This is a genomic window from Vibrio sp. OPT20, assembly GCF_963889365.1.
GTDB classification, from domain to species: Bacteria; Pseudomonadota; Gammaproteobacteria; order Enterobacterales; family Vibrionaceae; genus Vibrio; species Vibrio splendidus.
In genome coordinates this window covers 1-19,207 of record NZ_CAWPOA010000047.1, presented here as the reverse complement: position 1 = coordinate 19,207, position 19,207 = coordinate 1, and the positions used below count along the sequence as shown (strand labels likewise).

General features: G+C 42.7%; 16 protein-coding genes and 1 tRNA gene. 9 read left to right on the top strand and 8 right to left on the bottom strand.

Annotated elements, in window-relative coordinates:
• Positions 1-173: 173 nt before the first annotated feature.
• Together AACR09_RS09225 and arcA are read right to left on the bottom strand one after the other, a co-directional pair.
• Positions 174-1,178, bottom strand: a complete 1,005-nt coding sequence (locus AACR09_RS09225) for an ornithine carbamoyltransferase (protein WP_004735322.1) — start codon at positions 1,176-1,178, stop codon at positions 174-176.
• A gap of 161 nt (positions 1,179-1,339) precedes the next feature.
• Positions 1,340-2,560: an arginine deiminase gene (gene arcA / locus AACR09_RS09220; protein WP_017110564.1), complete on the bottom strand. Its 1,221-nt coding sequence runs from the start codon at positions 2,558-2,560 to the stop codon at positions 1,340-1,342.
• A gap of 577 nt (positions 2,561-3,137) precedes the next feature.
• On the opposite strand from arcA, the gene rraB reads away from it, so the two are divergent.
• Together rraB and AACR09_RS09210 are read left to right on the top strand one after the other, a co-directional pair.
• Complete coding sequence (gene rraB / locus AACR09_RS09215; protein WP_004735324.1) at positions 3,138-3,554, top strand: ribonuclease E inhibitor RraB; 417 nt, start codon at positions 3,138-3,140, stop codon at positions 3,552-3,554.
• Positions 3,555-3,679: 125 nt separating this feature from the next.
• A complete protein-coding gene (locus tag AACR09_RS09210) occupies positions 3,680-4,477 on the top strand; it encodes a glycosyl hydrolase 2 galactose-binding domain-containing protein (protein WP_017078782.1) in 798 nt (265 codons plus the stop codon).
• Positions 4,478-4,570: 93 nt separating this feature from the next.
• On the opposite strand, the gene AACR09_RS09205 is transcribed toward AACR09_RS09210, so the two are convergent.
• Both AACR09_RS09205 and AACR09_RS09200 read right to left on the bottom strand, forming a co-directional pair.
• A complete protein-coding gene (locus tag AACR09_RS09205) occupies positions 4,571-5,476 on the bottom strand; it encodes a bifunctional helix-turn-helix transcriptional regulator/GNAT family N-acetyltransferase (RefSeq protein WP_017078781.1) in 906 nt (301 codons plus the stop codon).
• 79 nt (positions 5,477-5,555) lie between these two features.
• Positions 5,556-5,960 (bottom strand): DUF2061 domain-containing protein, encoded by a 405-nt coding sequence (locus AACR09_RS09200; RefSeq protein WP_017089966.1) that lies wholly within the window; start codon positions 5,958-5,960, stop codon positions 5,556-5,558.
• Between the two features lie 331 nt (positions 5,961-6,291).
• On the opposite strand from AACR09_RS09200, the gene AACR09_RS09195 reads away from it, so the two are divergent.
• Together AACR09_RS09195 and AACR09_RS09190 are read left to right on the top strand one after the other, a co-directional pair.
• Positions 6,292-7,464 (top strand): YjgN family protein, encoded by a 1,173-nt coding sequence (locus AACR09_RS09195; protein ID WP_017083742.1) that lies wholly within the window; start codon positions 6,292-6,294, stop codon positions 7,462-7,464.
• Positions 7,465-8,466 (top strand): M48 family metallopeptidase, encoded by a 1,002-nt coding sequence (locus AACR09_RS09190; RefSeq protein WP_102444458.1) that lies wholly within the window; start codon positions 7,465-7,467, stop codon positions 8,464-8,466. It begins immediately after the preceding gene.
• A gap of 149 nt (positions 8,467-8,615) precedes the next feature.
• Here the strand turns inward: AACR09_RS09190 and AACR09_RS09185 are convergent, their stop codons facing one another.
• The 3 genes from AACR09_RS09185 to pepA all read right to left on the bottom strand — a co-directional run bounded on the left by AACR09_RS09185 (position 8,616) and on the right by pepA (position 13,669).
• The gene (locus AACR09_RS09185; RefSeq protein WP_012604855.1) at positions 8,616-11,489 is read right to left on the bottom strand and encodes a valine--tRNA ligase; all 2,874 of its coding nucleotides are present in this window, start codon (positions 11,487-11,489) and stop codon (positions 8,616-8,618) included.
• 103 nt (positions 11,490-11,592) lie between these two features.
• Complete coding sequence (locus AACR09_RS09180) at positions 11,593-12,042, bottom strand: DNA polymerase III subunit chi (RefSeq protein WP_017078776.1); 450 nt, start codon at positions 12,040-12,042, stop codon at positions 11,593-11,595.
• 106 nt (positions 12,043-12,148) lie between these two features.
• Positions 12,149-13,669: a leucyl aminopeptidase gene (gene pepA, locus AACR09_RS09175; RefSeq protein ID WP_004735335.1), complete on the bottom strand. Its 1,521-nt coding sequence runs from the start codon at positions 13,667-13,669 to the stop codon at positions 12,149-12,151.
• Between the two features lie 192 nt (positions 13,670-13,861).
• On the opposite strand from pepA, the gene lptF reads away from it, so the two are divergent.
• Together lptF and lptG are read left to right on the top strand one after the other, a co-directional pair.
• Positions 13,862-14,962, top strand: a complete 1,101-nt coding sequence (lptF, locus tag AACR09_RS09170) for an LPS export ABC transporter permease LptF (protein ID WP_004735336.1) — start codon at positions 13,862-13,864, stop codon at positions 14,960-14,962.
• A gap of 3 nt (positions 14,963-14,965) precedes the next feature.
• Positions 14,966-16,036, top strand: a complete 1,071-nt coding sequence (gene lptG / locus AACR09_RS09165) for an LPS export ABC transporter permease LptG (protein WP_076646292.1) — start codon at positions 14,966-14,968, stop codon at positions 16,034-16,036.
• A 62-nt stretch (positions 16,037-16,098) separates the two neighbouring features.
• Here the strand turns inward: lptG and AACR09_RS09160 are convergent, their stop codons facing one another.
• On the bottom strand, positions 16,099-16,575 hold the full coding sequence (locus AACR09_RS09160) for an RDD family protein (protein ID WP_193834375.1): 477 nt from the start codon (positions 16,573-16,575) through the stop codon (positions 16,099-16,101).
• Positions 16,576-16,770: 195 nt separating this feature from the next.
• On the opposite strand from AACR09_RS09160, the gene AACR09_RS09155 reads away from it, so the two are divergent.
• The 3 genes from AACR09_RS09155 (at position 16,771) to AACR09_RS09145 (ending at position 18,846) form a co-directional block, all read left to right on the top strand.
• Positions 16,771-16,855 (top strand) — tRNA-Leu (locus AACR09_RS09155).
• A gap of 246 nt (positions 16,856-17,101) precedes the next feature.
• Positions 17,102-17,509, top strand: coding sequence for a VOC family protein (locus AACR09_RS09150; protein WP_004735357.1), 408 nt, complete (start codon positions 17,102-17,104; stop codon positions 17,507-17,509).
• 83 nt (positions 17,510-17,592) lie between these two features.
• Positions 17,593-18,846: an HD-GYP domain-containing protein gene (locus tag AACR09_RS09145; RefSeq protein ID WP_102453395.1), complete on the top strand. Its 1,254-nt coding sequence runs from the start codon at positions 17,593-17,595 to the stop codon at positions 18,844-18,846.
• Positions 18,847-19,207 lie beyond the last annotated feature (361 nt).

Genomic DNA, 19,207 nt, shown 5'->3' with positions numbered 1-19,207 from the left:
TTTTATTATGTGTTTTCACAATTTTATTATGTGTTTTCACAATATCATTATGTTTTATCACAACATTGCTTGGCGTCATTTTCACTACTCTCAGACAAATTGCCGAGAATTATACGCTTTCAATTTGTGAGCGCAAGCGATTACATCAAGCTTTTGTTTACTTTCAGTATTCGCTATTGGCCCAGAGTCGCAACCATTACCGCTTTGATGGTATGCATGCGATTCTCTGCTTCATCAAATACAATTGAGTAATCCGATTCAAAGACTTCGTCAGTGACTTCTAAGCCGTTCATTCCATATTTGTCTGCAACTTGCTGGCCGATCACGGTTTCATTGTTGTGGAAAGCGGGTAGGCAATGCATGAATTTCACTTGAGGGTTACCTGTGAGCTTAATGACATCCATATTCACTTGGTAAGGTGTCATTACAGCAACACGTTCGTCCCAAGCTTCTGGCGCTTCACCCATAGAAACCCAAACATCGGTATAAAGGAAATCACAGCCTTTCACACCTTCGGCAACGTCTTCTGTCAGCGTGATTTTTGCACCTGTACTTTGCGCGATAGCTTGGCACTCTTCGACAAGGTGCTCTTCTGGCCAAAATGCTTTTGGCGCGACAAGGCGAATATCCATGCCCATTTTCGCGGCGCCCACTAACAGAGAGTTACCCATGTTATTACGTGCATCACCAAGGTAAGCAAAGCTGATTTGGTGAAGATGCTTACCGCGACCATGCTCAAGCATAGTGAGGAAATCAGCCAAGATCTGAGTAGGGTGGAACTCATCGGTTAAGCCATTCCAAACCGGTACACCGGCATAAGCGCCTAGGTCTTCGACAATGCTTTGGCCAAACCCTCGGTATTCAATGCCATCGTACATGCGACCTAATACACGCGCCGTATCTTTCATTGATTCTTTCTGACCAATCTGAGAACCAGAAGGGCCTAAATAAGAGACTTGAGCGCCTTGATCAAAAGCAGCTACCTCAAAGGCACATCGAGTTCGAGTGGATGCTTTTTCAAAGATCAAAGCGATGTTTTTACCGTTAAGCTTTTTCTGCTCTGTACCTGCATACTTAGCTTTTTTAAGGTCGGCAGACAGGTCGAGTAAAAACTGAATCTCTTTAGGAGTAAAGTCGAGAAGTTTTAGAAAGTTACGATTGCGAAGATTAAAGGCCATCTCTCGCTCCTTGCGTATATAGAATCAATGAAGAACTCAGTTAAACATAAAAATGCTATATTTGTGAATATTTATTTTATTAATTTAATAAAAAAGGCCAGTACAATGGTACTGGCCTAGATAAGTTAGTGTGTTCGCTTTATTGAGTTTTGTGGCTTAGATTAGATACCGTCTCTTTCGATAGGACAACTCATACAGCGAGCGCCACCTCGGCCACGACCTAGCTCATTGCCCGGAATCGTCAGAACTTCGATACCTGCTTTGTCGTATTTTTCATTGGTGTAAACATTACGCTCATAACCGATAACCGTACCCGGTTTCACCGTCAGTACGTTGTTAGCGTCATTCCACTGTTCACGTTCAGCTTCGTAGTTATCACCACCGGTTGTGATGATCTTCAGTTGATCGAGATCCAGTGCGCCTTCAATCGCTGTTAGGTAGTTTTCAGCTTTCTCTACTCGCATTTCGCCATTTTCTTTCGGCGTTAAGCGCCAAGTATCTAGGTCTTTACGAACGATCTCTGGATAGACTGAGAATGTGTCGATATCCATGTGTGTCATTACCGTATCAAGGTGCATACAAGAGCGGTGCTTTGGTAAATCAATCGCAATCACTTCGGTTGCTTGACCGGATTTGAATAAACTAGCGGCTAGGTTTTCAACACCTTGTGGCTTAGTACGCTCTGAAATACCGATAAGCACGGCACCTTTACCGATAACCAAAACATCTCCACCTTCAATATTCGCGTTGTCATAGTGAAGATCTTCATCACCAAAGTGCTTAATGAAATCTTGGCCTGCGAATACAGGGTGCCAGCGGTAAATTGCTCGCAAGTGATTCGTTTCTCGTTGACGAGCAGGCATCATCATCGGGTTAAGAGAGACACCTCCATAAACCCAACAAGAAGTATCGCGGGTAAATAGATGGTTGGGTAGCGGCTCAATAACGAAATCAAGCGGGCGGTGCATCTTCGGTAGCATTGAAGAAGATTTAATAGGAAGTTCAGAGTAGGCTAAACCACCCAGTAGGATCGTGGCTAAGTGCTCGTTGTCCATTTGAGCAAGGTATTCTCTTAAATCACGTGCGAATGTAGGGCCGTAACGGAAGTCTGAGATTTGAGTCGTCAGTAGCCACTCACGAGCTTGAGCCACGGCGAGTGTCTCAACCAGTAGGTCATGCAGTAATAACACTTCAACGTCTTGGTTACGAAGTGTCGTCGCAAAGGCATCGTGTTCTTCACCTGCGGCTTCTACTGCAAGTACATCATCAAAGAGTAACTCATGACAGTTAGAAGGGGTGAGGTGGGTGAGTGCCCTTTCAGGTCGATTTAGGAGAACTCGTCTTAATTGACCGACTTCGGAGCCAACGTACAGCTTACTCATTTTGCATCCTTACTATTAATCCAGCGTCTATTTATGACAAGCTTGTTCGTAATATGCAAGTTTTGAAACTTGCGTAAAGGTTGTGTTATTTCTCAATTATTGGTTTTTAATGCTAATTAATTAAAAATTAGTGATATTAAAATCCAATTGAAAGACTCAATGCTGGAACAAACTTTTTGCGGTTCTATGCTCAAATTTCAGTAATTCGATAATCCATTTTGCTTGGTGAACATGATTTTTCATTCAAAATTTATGCAATTATCTACTTTTAAATGAGATCTTATGCACCAATGAAGTGATCGTCAGTATGCATTTGATATGACTAACCACTCAGTTTTAGATAAGTAAGGCGAAAAGTAACAATAAAAATGAAATGCTAAAACACACGATAGTTAATAATATGTTGAAAATTTGTTTCTGTGATTTTGATTTCACTTTTTAATTGATATCCCCTTTGTTATCTAGCGATAAACTTACTCTTCTATACCTGATCTAGGTGGCTTTTCTAGACGATCCATGCCATATTTCGTGGCAATCAAATTTGATCTTTTCATAGTCAACACTCTGGAGCAGACACATGTCTCACGAAGATGAATATCTATCAGTAGCGGAATTAATTGAATTTCAAAAAGGAGAGACTCGCGACATCATTGAAGCACTAATCGAAGATGGTAGCGATCCTGAAGCTCTATACGATATCGAGCATCACCTTTTTGCTGAAGATTTCGCAGTACTTGAGAAAGCCGTTGTTGAAGCATTCAAAATGGGCTTTGAAGTGCTTGAAGCTGAAGAGACAGAAGACGAAGATGGCAATAAGCTACTTTGTTGTGATGCAACGATGCAGTGTACTCTGAATGCAGAAGCGATTGATGAGCAAGTTGAGAAGCTTGTAAATCTTGCAGAGAAGTTTGACATTATCTACGACGGTTGGGGCACTTACTACGAAGGTGAAGATGCTATCTACCCTGACGAAGATGATGAAGACGAAGAGTAATTTCTTCCCAGTTTTAAAGAATGCCAGCCTTGAGCTGGCATTTTTTTATCCTCAGAAAAATAAATGTCTTTATATGCATTCATTCATTATAATGCGGTCAAAATTGATCTAGCTCAAGGAATGCTATGCGATTACCTCTCGATGGTCTTTGGCAAATATCGCCACTAACGGATCTCTCTATTCCACAAGATGACATTACCTTTCCGGCTCCGTTAAGTTCAAAGCTTCCTGATAGCTTGAGTGAAAGTGAAATCGCAGAGCAAGAGTGGCACCTGATGCATGACATCGAAGTGGATGATGCGATGTTGGCGTGCCCGTTTGTTGAGTTAGTAATGGCAGGTGTTGATTACTTTGCGGAAGTTCGACTCAATGGTGTGGCTGTGTTTGATTGTGATGGCAGCCAAGTCGAATACCGTAAAGATATTCGACCTTACATGCAGTCTGGTCGCAACCGTTTTGAGATCCTTTTCCTTGAAGAAGAGGAGAGCCTGTTGCTTGAAGAGGATATGGATGAGTCAGTCTCTTCACCGGCTGTCGCTAAATCGGATTCTCGTATCGGAATCTGGCAAGCGCCATATCTGCAGTTCGTTCGTCACGTCAAGCTTGAGCAAGTTGTGACAGAGCAGATCTGGCATTACGGTGGTGGTTGTGAGTTCAAAGTGGATGTTATCTATCAAACGCTAAAGCCGGGGCTAATATCGGCATCAATCAAGTTTAATGGTATGACATTGGTGATGCCGATAGATGTGCGAGCAGAACATACGGGTGTTGTTTTCCAGGTTGAGGCACCGATCATTTTTGATATTGAGAACCCTAACCCTAAACATTTATACTCGTTAGAAGTGGTACTTGATGGGCAGGAAGAGAGCTCTTTTGTCGCCTTGAATCCAGCTTCTTGCGTTAGTAATTTTTTGCGTAGTTAGCGGTTATGTAATTAGCCCGTTACGTAAGGAATCAATTCGCTCACTTGCTTGTCATCTGATGAACTGCCGACGCTAACCCTATTTCAAAACACATTATAGCGTTTTGGCCATGACAACCTCACAAGCGTCATGGCCTGTTTCTCCCCAAGCTGAATCAAGGTGTTCAAAGCCCAATTTTTCGTAAAGTTTTACTGCGGCATTAAGGCATTCAGTCGTTTCTAGATACATATGTTGATAACCCAGTTCCTTAGCTTTCTCCATCGACATATTAACCAACCTCTTAGCTAAGCCTTTGCCTCTTGTTTCTGGCAAGAAGTACATCTTTTGCAGTTCACAGACTTCTGGCATCCCTGCTAATGGTGCAAATCCACCACCACCGACAACCTTTCCATCAAGTTCAATTACCCAATACTGAGATCTTTCATTGTTATAAACGCTAAACATGTCTTCTAAGGTGGGATCTGCTACACCATAACCTTTATCTTCGGTTAGCCCGTTCTCATAAGAGACTTGGCGAATTACATTGGCCACTACGGTGTTGTCTTGCTGTTGTAGGGGACGAACCACCACATCACTTGAAGCGTGGCTTTGTTGCAGTGCTTTAAGGTAGTGCTCGATTCCCCCCGAAACTTGTTGAGTTTCCGCTTCCGTTAAACGCTCAAGTACCGAGTCATAAAATTGATTTTGTTGATTGTGAAGTTTGGCAAGAGTGTTTATCCCTTGCTCTGTTACTGAAGCAACAACACTGCGCTTATCGTTGGGGTGTGGCGAGGTTTGGATTAACGAGTTCTTCGCTAGATTATTGACTGCTCTACTGGCGTTGGACTTATCAATATTGAGCTTATCCGCTAATTGATTCACGGTTAATGGCTGCTGCTCTAGTTCGATAAGCGTATGCGCTTGAATCGGAGGTAGGGCAATATCACCACAATCCTTGTCGAGCATTCCAAGCTGTCGAACGAGCTGACGTGATAATTCTCTAAGTTGTGCTGAAGTCATGTTGCCTCTCAATATGGTTGCGATGTACAACTATAATTTAATTGCGCATCGCAACTATGTCAACAATAAACTCTCTAGGTTAAGCGTGTTGGTGCAAACAAAACTGTGGCTGTGTTGTTTGGCTTTCTGCTTTTCGTAGCCAAACTTTCTCATGGAAGTAGTAAGCCACGGAATTCAAAGCGGGTTCTAACGTTGCCATCACACCACCAACAAAGGCATCGCCAGTCAATAAGTAGACAACGGTAAAGGCAACACTAAAGTGGATAGTAGCGAAGCTTGCTGTTTTTAATTTGGTCATCCACTGACGAGCTTTAAGCGCTGGAACTTGAGCCCAAGCCTTTTCATGAAAATAGAAGGCCACAGTATTCACAGAGGGCTCAATCATGGCAATTAAGCTGCCAATTAAGATGTCGCCTGTTAGTACGTAAGCGACACTAAATGCGATAGTAAAATGTAATGCGGCAAAGGTTAGTGTCTTTTTCATGATAATTACTCAATCGTTGTGTTGTTTCGATAGGTCTATTATTGAGAATTATTATCATTAAATCTAATGGGAAGTAGAGATTAATTCGATAGATGAAACCTATCAAAGGATTCTAGGGGTAAAATAATTTCTGGTTGAATGTAACTGTATAGTGATAAATGTATTAGTAAGACTTATTTAGCTCCTTGTTATTATTTGTAAAAACTATGATAACTCCCTTTGATTTATCCATTCAGGTTATTGATTAGCACGGCGTGTTTCTATAGCGTGCAATCTCTCAATGCGCACCAAGATGCGCATGGTTTAATGATAAACGTCAGATGGAGTTAAAATGGAAAACAAAGAGTTGGAAACTAAGGTTCTCTTTAGTGGAAAAGGGAAAGAGTATTTTGGAATATGGATTGTTAACATTCTACTATCAGTGATCACGCTCGGTATTTATTCGGCTTGGGCGAAAGTTCGAAATAAACGTTACTTTTATGGGAATACATTTATTGGTAGTGATAGCTTTGAATATCATGGTAAGCCCATGCAAATATTGAAAGGGCGAATCATTGCGTTGATTTGTGTAGTCGCTTGGGGAGTCAGTAATCAATTTGCTCCTCAGGTTGCATTGGTTTTATTACTGGTTTTTTTTGCATTGTTACCATTGTTATCTCGCAGTAATGCTCGTTTTGATTCTGCAATGACAAGCTTTCGAAATGTTCACTTCTCTTTCCATGGTACTGTTTCCGGAGCCTACTGGGCAATTCTTGGGCGTGGTCTTGTTGTGGGTGTCGGCGTATTTACGGCAATCATGGCAATAATATTTACGATGCAAATGAACATGATTGCTGGTGGTATCGCCATTTTAATATCCATACCTTCTTATGTTTATTTACAATCCTGGCTACTTGCCGGTATCGCCAATTATTTTTCTAATGGTTATCGCTATGGCGATCGTCAGTTTAAAGCTGATTACCAAGATGGCTTTTATTTCAAAGTATACTTAACCAGTATGATTGCATGGCTGGTTGTCTCTATTGTTGCCGTCTTGGCTCTCTTCAGTGCCGTTGGCTTCAACATGATCAGCAACCCTGAGTCGTTATCCGAAATCGCTAACAACGGAAGTTTGACTTCAATGATGGTTGCTTATTACTTTGCTTTCATTGTTATGAGTATTGCGATTGCTGCTTACATTCAAGTTAAAATTAGAAATTACACCTTCTCTGAATTAGTGCTTGAAGGAAAAGAAAATGAGGCCGATTCAACGTTAAGTTTTGCTTCGACATTAACGATAAAAAGCTACATGTTTTTAGTCTTGACTAACTTCTTACTTCAAGTGATTACCCTCGGGTTAGCTAGACCATGGGTGATGGTAAGAACGATGAACTACTTGTCGGAGAATACGTATGTTCAAGGTAACTTAGATTTACTAGTAGCAAACGACCAACCGTCTGATGTGGAATCGGCTATTTCTGATGAAATAGCTCAAGCGTTTAATGTTGATCTTGGTATTGGCTAAATGATCTCTGGTGTTGCACACCCGCCTCGTAGTTCTGAACGCTGCGAGGCCATTTTAGATATCTCTCACCCTGATAAACTACTCCTGAGTGTGGATGGCTCTATTGTTTCTGCATATTTTGAACGTGTTGAAATTATGCGAGGCGTTGGCTCCGCTCCAACAAAGCTCAAATTCCCAGATGGATGGCAATTTATCTCGGAGGAAAGTGATGAGCTGGACGCCTATTTGAGAGACAGAGGTAAACATAATTTCTTAGGTAAATTAGAGAAGAACATCACGGCTATCTTAGTTAGTAGTGTTGTTCTCGTGTTACTTACTATTTCTATGTTCACTCATGGGATCCCGTGGTTAACTCATCAAATAGTCACTTATCTACCTGATTCGGTGCCTAGGCTGGTTGAAAATCAGGTTTTAGAGTCTTTAGATGAACAGTTCTTTGAGAGCTCCACTCTGTCGGAAGAACGACAGCGCCACATTCGACAGCGCTTTGAAAGGCAGCTGCAAAAAATGAGTATTGAAGGCGATGTACAGTTGGTTTTTCGTTCTTCAGAGCTTGGCGCCAATGCTTTTGCGCTGAGTGCTGGGACAATCATCGTATTAGATGATCTCGTTAGATTGACTACAACGGAAGAGCAACTAGACAGTATCTTGTTACATGAATTAGGACATGTTCAGCACCAGCATGTAATGAAGGTATTGGTTCGATCAAGTTTGTTATCAGTAACTGTGGCGGCTTTGACTGGTGAAAGCTCTGGGATCATTGATAACCTTACTGGTCTTGGTGTGTTTGTTGCAAATAATGGTCAATCACAAGATGCAGAGCGAGAAGCTGATTCATTTGCTTCCTATTCGATGATCGAGCTGCATGGTTCTAATCAAGCTATGATTGAGATGTTTGAATTGTTAGGAAAAGGTTCTGATGGACATGCTGAACTACCCACATGGCTCAGTTCTCATCCTGAACTGGGTGAACGGATTGAATCATTGAGGGACGTACATTAGTTGTTTAGTGAAAAAGGTTAGTGTTAATGCCTAAATCATTGTTATCTAGTTGTAATTTATATTAATCAAACAATTACCACCGAATTTTAGACAATAAAAAGGGCAGATTATTATCTGCCCTTTTTCTTACTTAAAAACTATCGCATGGATTATAAAGCTGCGATTGTCGCTTTTTGCTCTTCAAGCTTAACAAGAGTTTCTTGGTAGCCTTCAAGCTTTTCACGCTCTTTCGCGATAACCGCTTCAGGTGCTTTAGCAACAAAACCTTCGTTACCTAGCTTACCTTCGATACGCTTAATCTCACCGTGAGTCTTCGCTACTTCTTTATCTAGACGAGCAAGCTCAGCATCTTTGTCGATAAGACCCGCCATTGGGATCATCAGCTCAGATTTGCCAACCAGTTTGGTTGCACAAGCTGGAGTCGCTTCACCGTCGGCTAGAACTTTAATATCGTCTAGCTTAGCTAGAGAAGTAAGAACGATCTTATTTGCTTCGATACGTGCTGCATCTTTCTCATCAGCGACTTTGATCATTACTTCTAAGCCTTGGCTTGGGGCAATGTCGTATTCCGCACGTAGGTTACGGATAGCGGTGATGAAAGTTTTAACCCATTCGATGTCGTCAACGATCTCAGCATTGAAGTTAGCTTCATTAAACTGAGGAAGCGCTTGAGTCATGATGGTCTCGCCTTCCACGCCGTCTACTAGCGGCTTAACGCTTTGCCAGATAGATTCAGTGATGTAAGGAAGAACAGGGTGAGCAAGACGTAGAGTCTTCTCTAGAACCGTGATAAGCGTGTAACGAGTCGCTTGCTGTTGAGCTTCAGTACCCTTCCAAAGAACAGGTTTAGTTAGCTCTAGGTACCAGTCACAGAATTGGTTCCAGATGAATTCGTAAAGCGTGTTTGCCGCCATGTCTAGACGGTAGTTGTCTAGGTGAGCGTTAAACTCTTTCGCTGCAACTTCAAACTGAGATTCAATCCACTTATCTGCTAGAGAGAATTCCATGTTTGCACGGTCTTCAACAGACAGTGACATGCCACAATCGTGCTCTTCTGTATTCATCAGTACGTAACGGCTTGCGTTCCATAGCTTGTTACAGAAGTTACGGTAACCTTCAAGACGCTTCATGTCCCAGTTGATGTCACGGCCAGTTGAAGCCATAGCAGCAAGAGTGAAACGCAGTGCATCTGTACCGTATGGTTCGATACCATCTTCGAAAGTTTTACGTGTTGCTTTTTCGATCTTAGCAGCCAGTTTAGGTTGCATCATGTTGCCACAACGCTTCTCTACTAGCTCTTCAAGGCCGATGCCGTCAATCATATCGATTGGATCAAGTACGTTACCTTTCGACTTAGACATCTTGTCGCCGTTTTCATCACGGATAAGACCCGTCATGTAAACGGTTTTGAAAGGTACTTGAGCCTTGCCATCTTCATCTTTCACGAAGTGCATGGTCATCATGATCATACGAGCAACCCAGAAGAAGATAATATCAAAACCAGATACTAGTACTTCTGATGGGTGGAATGTTTTCATTGCTTCAGTATCTTCAGGCCAGCCTTGTGTGCCGAACGTCCAAAGTGCAGAAGAGAACCAAGTATCAAGAACGTCGTTGTCTTGCTTAAGAACAATTACCGGTGAAAGGTTGTTCTTTTCACGAACTTCTTCTTCAGTGCGACCTACGTAAACTTTACCATCGTTGTCGTACCATGCTGGGATACGGTGGCCCCACCAAAGTTGACGAGAGATACACCAGTCTTGCACGTCACGCATCCACGCGAAGTACATATTTTCATATTGCTTAGGTACGAATTGGATCTCACCATCTTCAACGGCTTTAACAGCAGGCGCAGCAAGAGGTGCTGTACGCACGTACCATTGGTCAGTCAGCATTGGTTCAATAACTACACCACCACGGTCACCGTAAGGAACGGTTAGATCGTGATCTTTGATCTCTTCAAGTAAACCTAGCTCTTCAAATTCAGCAACCGTTGCACGACGAGCAGCAAAACGTTCCATACCTTGGTATTTAGCTGGAAGATCTGTTGAGTACACATCGCTTTCTTCACCGTTAGTTGTGAAGATTTCAGCCGCATCACGGATATCACCGTTGAACGTTAGGATGTTGATCATTGGTAGGCTATGGCGCTTGCCCACTTCGTAATCGTTAAAGTCATGAGCTGGCGTGATTTTCACACAACCCGTGCCTTTATCCATGTCAGCGTGCTCATCACCTACGATAGGGATAAGACGATTAACGATAGGAAGCAGGATTTCTTTACCGATAAGATCTTTGTAGCGAGGATCTTCAGGGTTAACCGCAACGCCTGTATCACCAAGCATGGTTTCTGGACGTGTAGTAGCAACGACGATGTAGTCTTTGCCGTCAGCCGTTTTAACACCGTTCGCTAGTGGATAGCGGAAGTGCCACATGAAACCTTTTTTGTCTTTGTTTTCAACTTCAAGATCAGAAATAGCAGTGTGCAGTTTAGGATCCCAGTTTACTAGGCGCTTACCACGGTAGATTAGGTCTTCTTCGTATAGACGAACAAACACTTCTTGAGTCGCAGCCGATAGGCCGTCATCCATAGTGAATCGCTCACGATCCCAATCTACAGAAGCACCAAGACGACGAAGTTGTTGAGTGATCGTGCCACCTGATTCGCCTTTCCATTCCCAGATCTTGTCGATGAAAGCTTCACGGCCGTAGTCGTGTTTTGTTTTGCCTTCTTCAGCGGCGATCTTACGCTCAACAACCATTTGAGTGGCGATACCAGCGTGGTCAGTACCCACTTGCCAAAGAGTATTTTTGCCTTTCATACGTTGAGCACGGATAAGCGTATCCATGATCGTATCTTGGAACGCGTGACCCATGTGTAGGCTGCCAGTGACGTTCGGTGGCGGGATCATGATGCTGTAAGCTTCTTTTGATGTGTCACCGTGTGGCTTAAAGTAGCCTTTCTCTTCCCAAGTCTTATACAGAGCTTGTTCGATTGATGTTGGGTTGTATGTCTTTTCCATAGTGCTCTTATAACGGATACTGTGAATGGTTAATCGTGGTCAAACTTCATAAGTGAAGCTTCTTGAATCTAAATCCAAAGATAGCTTTAACTATGAGGTTTGACTATGGATGTTGAATCTCGATAGTTTGTAGCTGATATCCAGCCTGACGGTAAATTTTATACCTTTCTCGAGCGAGTTGCTTAGCTTTTTCTTCGCAAGGAACGAAGTCTATCACCTGAGCAAAGGCGTTCGCAAAGGTTGTATTATTATCGGCCAGATTTATTACCAGTTGGCGATTCCAATTATGTTTTACGCCTTGATAGCCAATTTCGATGTTGGTTGAATACTTTGGGCCTTCGCCAACTAAGTTATGTGCAATAAATTCATTGGGTTCGACCTGCCAGAAAACCTCAGCGATACGTTCGGCATGTTCTTTGTCATTGCAGTTGAGATAAAGTTTAGCGCCTTGTTTAGCAAAGTGCTGAGCAAGAAACAGCACATAGTGAGCAAAACCATCTTCGCAGGCTTGCGGGCTGTCTGAAGGCACAATGTAAAACGTGGCAGTCTGCATACTTAACACTCGAAACTTGAACTGAAAATCGTGGATATCGATATTACTTGGTTAACAGGGTCTAACAAATAGCGCTTATTAAAAAAGGGCCCGTAGGCCCTTTTCATTATTTTGAAGATTGCTCTTCAGTCTCTTGGCCGCTGCGGTTCAATAAGAATTGGACTAGCATTGAGACAGGACGACCTGTCGAGCCTTTCGCTGCACCTGACTTCCACGCAGTACCTGCACTGTCGATGTGAGCCCAGTGGTACTTCTTAGTGAATTTAGACAGGAAGCAACCTGCGGTGATAGTACCGCCAGGGCGGCCACCGATGTTTGCCATATCAGCAAACGGACTGTTCAGCTGCTCATGGTACTCATCTGCCATAGGTAGACGCCATGCGCGATCACTTGCTTGCTCTGAAGCATTAACAAGTTCATGAGACAGTGGGTTGTGGTTAGATAGAACGCCACTGATGTGGTGACCTAGAGCGATAACACATGCGCCAGTTAGCGTAGCAACATCAACAACACAATCTGGTTCAAAGCGCTCAACGTAAGTTAGGGCATCACATAGAACCAAGCGACCTTCTGCATCAGTATTTAATACTTCAACGGTTTGGCCTGACATGGTTGTTAGAATGTCACCTGGGCGGTACGCATTGCTACCTGGCATGTTTTCACAACCCGCAAGGATACCTACAACGTTGATTGGCAAGTTAAGTTTCGCCAGTGCTTTCATTGTGCCGAATACAGATGCAGCACCACACATGTCGTACTTCATCTCATCCATGCCTTCACCAGGCTTAAGCGAGATACCGCCTGAATCGAAAGTAAGACCTTTACCGACTAGAACGATAGGTTTTGCATTTGGATCAGCAGCGCCTTTGTACTCCATGATAGACATCATAGATTCGTTCTTAGAGCCACGGCCTACAGCTAAGTATGAAGTCATACCCAGCTTTTCCATCTCTTCTTCACCGATGATCTTAGTCTTTACTGTCTCATAATCGTCAGCTAAACGACGAGCTTGAGAAGCTAGGTAAGCAGGGTTTGCGATGTTTGGTGGCATGTTGCCAAGATCTTTAGATGCTTTCACACCTGAAGCAATAGCAAGACCATGAGAAATCGCTTTTTCGCCAAGGCTTAGCTCGCGACGAGTTGGTACGTTGAATACCAATTTACGCAATGGACGACGAGTCTCTGGTTTGTTGCTCTTAAATTGGTCGAATGTGTAAAGACCATCTTTAGTCGCTTCTACCGCTTGACGAACTTTCCAGTAAGTGTCGCGACCTTTAACGTGAAGTTCTGTAAGGAAACATACTGCTTCCATAGAACCTGTTTCGTTTAGTGTGCTGATGGTTTTTTGGATAATTTCTTTGTATTGACGTTCGCCTAGCTCACGTTCTTTACCACAGCCTACCAGTAGAACGCGTTCTGAAAGTACACCAGGTACTTGATGCAGTAGCAGCATCTGGCCAGGTTTACCCTCTAGATCACCGCGACGAAGCAGTGAACTAATGTAGCCATCGCTAATCTTATCTAATTGCTCGGCTACTGGAGAAAGGCGGCGCGGTTCGAATACACCGACAACGATACATGCGCTGCGCTGTTTCTCTGGGCTGCCACTTTTTACACTGAACTCCATGCGTACTCCTACATCCTGAAGACAAATCGAACTAAATGTTAGATAATGGGTTCTTACTTGTTGGATCCTATAATGGAACTAACCTTAAAGAAGAACGCTAACACTTAGCTAAAAATTTAAAAAAATAAAAGGTTCAACGGGAAATTATAGTGATTCAATCAAAAAAACAAGTTTTGTATAGGTAATTTGAGCGTGATTATTGTTAGATATTTGATCCGCGAGACAATCAAGAGCCAATTTGCGATCTTTTTTGTTCTCTTTCTCGTGTTTCTCAGCCAAAAATTCATCAGTGTTTTAGCGGACGCCTCTGATGGTGATATTCCTGCGAGCCTCATATTGTCGATTGTTGGCCTAAATATGCCAGCGATGGGTTTATTGATGCTTCCACTCAGTATCTATATTGGTATTTTGCTTACTTTTGGCCGTCTTTACGCTGAAAGTGAAATTGTCGTAATGAACGCTACGGGTATTGGTAATAAATTCCTTATCCAATCTGCGCTTTATTTGGCTTTGATAACCGCATCAGTTGCCGCTTTTAACTCATTTTGGTTATCTCCTTGGTCGCAAGACAAAGTTGAGCAAATGTATGAAGAAGTGGCTGCAGAGAACAGTGTTGATCTGCTGCCAAAAGGTAAGTTTGAAGGCACGCCGGATGGTTCTTCTGTCGTTTTCATTGATGATATCGACGGTAATAAGTTAGAAAATGTGTTCGTTGCTCAAATGCGCCCACGTGACTCGGTATTGCCTAGTGTGATGTTCTCTAAGTCGGGTGATGTCAAAGAACTGAGCGATGGTCGCCAAGTCATCGTTATGTATGACGGCACTCGTCATGAAGGGGTTCCGACACGTCTTGATTATATGGTGACGCACTTTGAAGAGTACGAAGGCTTAATTGGTCAGCGTGAAGTTGAGAAAAAAGGTCGAGATTGGGAAGCGATTCCTACACTCGAACTGATTGGTAATCCAGAAAACAGTGCGAAAGCGGAATTACAGTGGCGAATTTCATTGGTACTTTGTATTCCATTGTTGACCATGCTTGTTGTGCCACTGTCGGCGGTGAACCCTCGACAGGGTCGTTTCGCTAAAATTGGGCCTGCTATTCTAATTTACCTAACCTATTTCTTAGCAATCAGTGCAACCAAATCTTCGATTGAAGAGGGGAGTATCCCTGCGGTAGTCGGCATGTGGCCAATTAATGCGTTATTGTTATTTGTCGCAATTGGTGCAAACTTTATGGACAGCGTGCCAGTAAGGCGTTTGAAAGAAAAATTCAAGAATAAAAGGTTAGCTTAAGCCGTGTTTAAGATTCTCGATTTATATATAGGCAGAACCATCATCGCAACGACGTCACTGGTATTGGTGACGTTTGTTGGTCTCTCTGGGATCATCAAGTACGTAGAGCAGCTGAGAAAAGTGGGGCGTGGTACCTATGATCTACTACAAGCACTGTATTTCGTTTTATTGAGTGTCCCTCGTGATATCGAAATGTTCTTTCCAATGGCCGCATTACTTGGTGCATTGATTGGATTGGGTATGCTTGCTGCGAGTTCTGAGCTGGTGGTGATGCAGGCGGCGGGTTTCTCTAAGTTAGATATTGGCCTATCGGTACTCAAAACCGCAATTCCATTAATGATCGTGGTGACTCTTCTTGGTCAATGGGGTGCGCCTCAAGCACAGAAGATGGCTCGTGACTTAAGAACTATATCGATTGCTGGTGGTAATATTATCTCTACCCAAAGTGGGGTATGGGCACGTGATGCCAATGACTTCATTTTCATTGTCAAAATCGATGATCAGAAGTTATATGGTATGAATATGTGGCGCTTTGATGAGAATAAGGCTCTGAAAACAGCTATATACTCAAAAGAAGTCGATTACGTTGGCAACAACGTTTGGACTATGAACGATGTAGAGATCACGTCTTTCGAAAATGAGCTTCAGATTACCAAAGAAAGCTTACCAACTTATACTTGGGAAACATCACTCGCTCCGGATAAGCTTGCGATCGTAACGGTTAAACCAGAAGAACTGTCTTTAAGTGGGTTGTACGATTATGTTTCCTACCTTAAAGCCTCGGAGCAAGATGCATCACGCTATGAACTCGCTTTATGGAGAAAGATAACTCAGCCGATTTCGATAGCGGTCATGATGTTGATGGCATTGTCGTTTATCTTTGGTCCATTACGAAGTGTGACTATGGGAGCTAGGATTCTTTCGGGGGTTATTGCAGGTTTTACCTTCTATATATCCAGTGAGTTCTTTGGTCCGGTCAGTTTGGTTTATCAAATACCACCGGCCTTGGGTGCGCTAGCCCCGAGCGTGGTATTCCTCGGAATAGCCATAATGCTCTTGAGGCGGAAACTGTAAATAGAAAAAGGAAGGCATAACGCCTTCCTTTTTTGATCTTGACTGTAGCAAGTTTAATCGCGTTATCGTGCTTGTGGTAGCACTACTACTTCGGTCTTCGCCCAGATGTCGTGAAAGCCACGCTTCTGAGGATCGAATGGAACACATAAGTTTGCTAATCCAAATCCTGAAGTTCCTAAGCGAATCAGCGCTTGGGTTACCGTAATAGCGGAGCCATCTTTGTTTTGAATGCGCAATTTCCAAGCTCGCATTCCTAGCGTTTGACCTGCTCTTGTCCAAAAGAACACAAAGAAGTACACCCAAACTACAACTAAGTAAAAGGTATATGCAGGGCTCCAAATAGGGTGGTTGCTCAAGAAGTCACTAACATCGGCATAACCGCTATGGTTAAAAGCGCCAAGTGCCATGAGCGCATGCAGCAGAGCGACAATGACGCCAGCCGCCAGCATCTCAATAGCGATTACGATAAGGGCGTCATAGAACAAGGCACCAAATCGGCGCATTACTCCTGCTGGTGGCATTGTGTTTGTTGATGTCATGGTGTTATTACTTCTTCAAAAATTTAGGCGTCAGAATATAGTCTAAGGCTTGGCGTGAAAAGAGACATGACGCACAGCTTATGACTTAGTGGCGAAATTATCGGCAAACACACATGAATTCAAGTTTTTATACTTGCCACATCAGTTCGCATACGTATAATGCCAGACATCGAAAGGGCAACGCCCCAAGATAATGCCGGTATGGTGAAATTGGTATACACGACGGATTCAAAATCCGTTGCCTTCGGGCGTGGCGGTTCAAGTCCGCCTACCGGTACCATATTTAGATAAAGCCCTGATCAGAAATGGTCGGGGCTTTGTTGTATCTGGAGAACAGAAAAGCTGACCTTTATTTTAACGAAAGAAACGCTTTTTTAATCAGTCAGATCTTGTTGTTTCATTCCTAAACCACACCGTTTCCCTCCACAATTCTATTCCTTAATAAATTAATCATCTTAAATCATGATGTTACCTACCATTCTCTCTTCTATTGTCTATGTTTAAAGGAATAATAGAGGAGAGATATATGCTGACAGTAACCCCTTACTTGTTTTTTGATGGCCGTTGTAACGAAGCGTTGGATTTTTATCATAAATGTTTTGGCGGTGTAGTTTTATCGAAACAACTTTTTAGTGATGCGCCACAAGTAATAGAGGGAGCTCAACCTGATTGGATTATGCATGCAGAGTTTGAAGCGTTTGGTATGAAGCTGATGATGTCTGATGGTGTTAAAGCGAAAGAGCTCGAAGGTAACAACCTTGCACTCTCGCTTGTTACTGAGGATACCGCGACTCAAGAGCAAATCTTTGAAAATCTGAAGCAAGGTGGGCGAATAATGACACCTTTGGCGGATACGTTTTGGGGAGCTCGGTTTGGCAAAGTGGAAGATAAGTTCGGCATACGTTGGATGGTGCACTGTGATTCTTTAAGTTGAACCTGTGAAATGGGATAGTGAAATTGCTGCTCGGTTTTATTAGAATTATAAATAGAGATTATTGATCAATATTATATATAAAAATGGGCAGCATAAAGATTACCGTAGATCGCATTCAGCCCGGTCTACATGTACGACTCCCAGTAAAATGGAATGAACACCCATTTCTACTTAACAGCTTTAAAATCAAAGATGACGCTCAAGTACAAGTAATTCGACATCTTGGGATTAAGCACGTCTATATAAATCCGAACCAAAGCGATACATCACCTTTACCCGCAAACCATGTGAGTGAACAAGACATTGATACTGATTTACAAGTAAGTCTTGAAGCGGAAAGAATGTGGAAAGATAAGCATGAGCGTATCGAAACTCTAAGCTCTTACCGTCGTAGGGTAAGTCATTGCGAGAAAGAGTTCGAACGTTCGCTTGCCCGAATGCGTTCTGTGATGACCAAAATCCGTAATCGCCCATTAGATGCGGTAGGGGAGGTTAAAGCTCTTGTTGATGATATTGTTGAAACGCTAGTGAGTGACGATAACGTAACCTTGCATCTCATGAATGCAAAAGCTGACTTTGAAGACATTTACTTCCATACATTAAATGTCTCTGTTGTTGCGTTAATGATTGGTAAAGCAAAAGGCTACAATACGCAACAGTTGAAAGACCTTTCATTTGCCGCGTTGTTTCACGATATAGGTAAAATAAAGATACCCGTAGCGATACTAAGAAAGCAGGCAGCTTTGACTGTGCCAGAGGCGAATTATCTCAAACTTCATACTAAGTATGGGGTAGATATAGTCACGGCTATTGAGGGTTTTCCTGATAGTGCGAAGAGAGTTATTGGTCAGCATCACGAAATGAATGACGGCTCAGGTTATCCAGAAGGCTTAACTGAAGATGGTATAGATGAGTTTGCAAAAATAGTCGCGGTAGCAAATGCATTTGATAACCTTTGCCACAGTAAAGCGCAATCCCAGCAAAAGATCCCTTACTTAGCACTCTCTCATTTATATAAGAACTGCAAACACCTATATAGTCAGGATAACTTGAGTCTGTTAGTCAAGTTTATGGGAGTGTACCCACCGGGCACTGTCGTGCAGCTTTCAAATGAATCAATTGGAATAGTGATTTCAGTTAATGCCAAACACATGCTTTACCCGAATGTACTGATCTATGATCCTAGCGTGCCAAGAACCCAAGCCCCGATCATTGACCTCTTTACTAAAGAGATAAAAATTGTCAATGCAGTTCATCCAAGTAAGTTACCGGAACAAGTTAGAGAATATCTAAACCCTAGGGCTCGTTTATCTTACTTTTTTGATAATGGCGAGTAGTTATCCACAGGGTGTTGTGGGTAATTTGTTCGAAACTTGGGTTGAAAGTGGTATAAATAAGCCCTTGGTTGAAATGTCTTCGCTTAACCTCGTTTTTCAATAAAAAAACGCATTTAATGCTTGCCAATAAGAGCTGCATCTCTATAATGCTGCCTCACTGACACGGCAGACGCCACAAGGCTTCAGCGCAGAATATTGGTAAGGCAACTAGCTTAAAGCGTTTAATCGCTCCTACTTTTAAAAAGTAGAAATTAATTCCCAATAAGTGTTTGACACTGAGAATTAAAACGCTAGAATGGCCGTCCACTTCGAGAGGCTCCTTACTTAAAAGGAACGCTCAACAAGTGAAGCTCTTTAACAA

Bases quoted from the DNA above. Each gene is read 5' to 3' on its own strand.
- AACR09_RS09150 (WP_004735357.1), top strand. From the start codon at position 17,102: ATGCTGACAGTAACCCCTTACTTGTTTTTTGATGGCCGTTGTAACGAA.
- AACR09_RS09145 (WP_102453395.1), top strand. From the start codon at position 17,593: ATGGGCAGCATAAAGATTACCGTAGATCGCATTCAGCCCGGTCTACAT.
- AACR09_RS09210 (WP_017078782.1), top strand. From the start codon at position 3,680: ATGCGATTACCTCTCGATGGTCTTTGGCAAATATCGCCACTAACGGAT.
- AACR09_RS09160 (WP_193834375.1), bottom strand. From the start codon at position 16,575: ATGACATCAACAAACACAATGCCACCAGCAGGAGTAATGCGCCGATTT.
- AACR09_RS09205 (WP_017078781.1), bottom strand. From the start codon at position 5,476: ATGACTTCAGCACAACTTAGAGAATTATCACGTCAGCTCGTTCGACAG.
- arcA (WP_017110564.1), bottom strand. From the start codon at position 2,560: ATGAGTAAGCTGTACGTTGGCTCCGAAGTCGGTCAATTAAGACGAGTT.
- pepA (WP_004735335.1), bottom strand. From the start codon at position 13,669: ATGGAGTTCAGTGTAAAAAGTGGCAGCCCAGAGAAACAGCGCAGCGCA.
- AACR09_RS09195 (WP_017083742.1), top strand. From the start codon at position 6,292: ATGGAAAACAAAGAGTTGGAAACTAAGGTTCTCTTTAGTGGAAAAGGG.
- rraB (WP_004735324.1), top strand. From the start codon at position 3,138: ATGTCTCACGAAGATGAATATCTATCAGTAGCGGAATTAATTGAATTT.
- AACR09_RS09185 (WP_012604855.1), bottom strand. From the start codon at position 11,489: ATGGAAAAGACATACAACCCAACATCAATCGAACAAGCTCTGTATAAG.
- AACR09_RS09200 (WP_017089966.1), bottom strand. From the start codon at position 5,960: ATGAAAAAGACACTAACCTTTGCCGCATTACATTTTACTATCGCATTT.
- AACR09_RS09180 (WP_017078776.1), bottom strand. From the start codon at position 12,042: ATGCAGACTGCCACGTTTTACATTGTGCCTTCAGACAGCCCGCAAGCC.
- AACR09_RS09190 (WP_102444458.1), top strand. From the start codon at position 7,465: ATGATCTCTGGTGTTGCACACCCGCCTCGTAGTTCTGAACGCTGCGAG.
- AACR09_RS09225 (WP_004735322.1), bottom strand. From the start codon at position 1,178: ATGGCCTTTAATCTTCGCAATCGTAACTTTCTAAAACTTCTCGACTTT.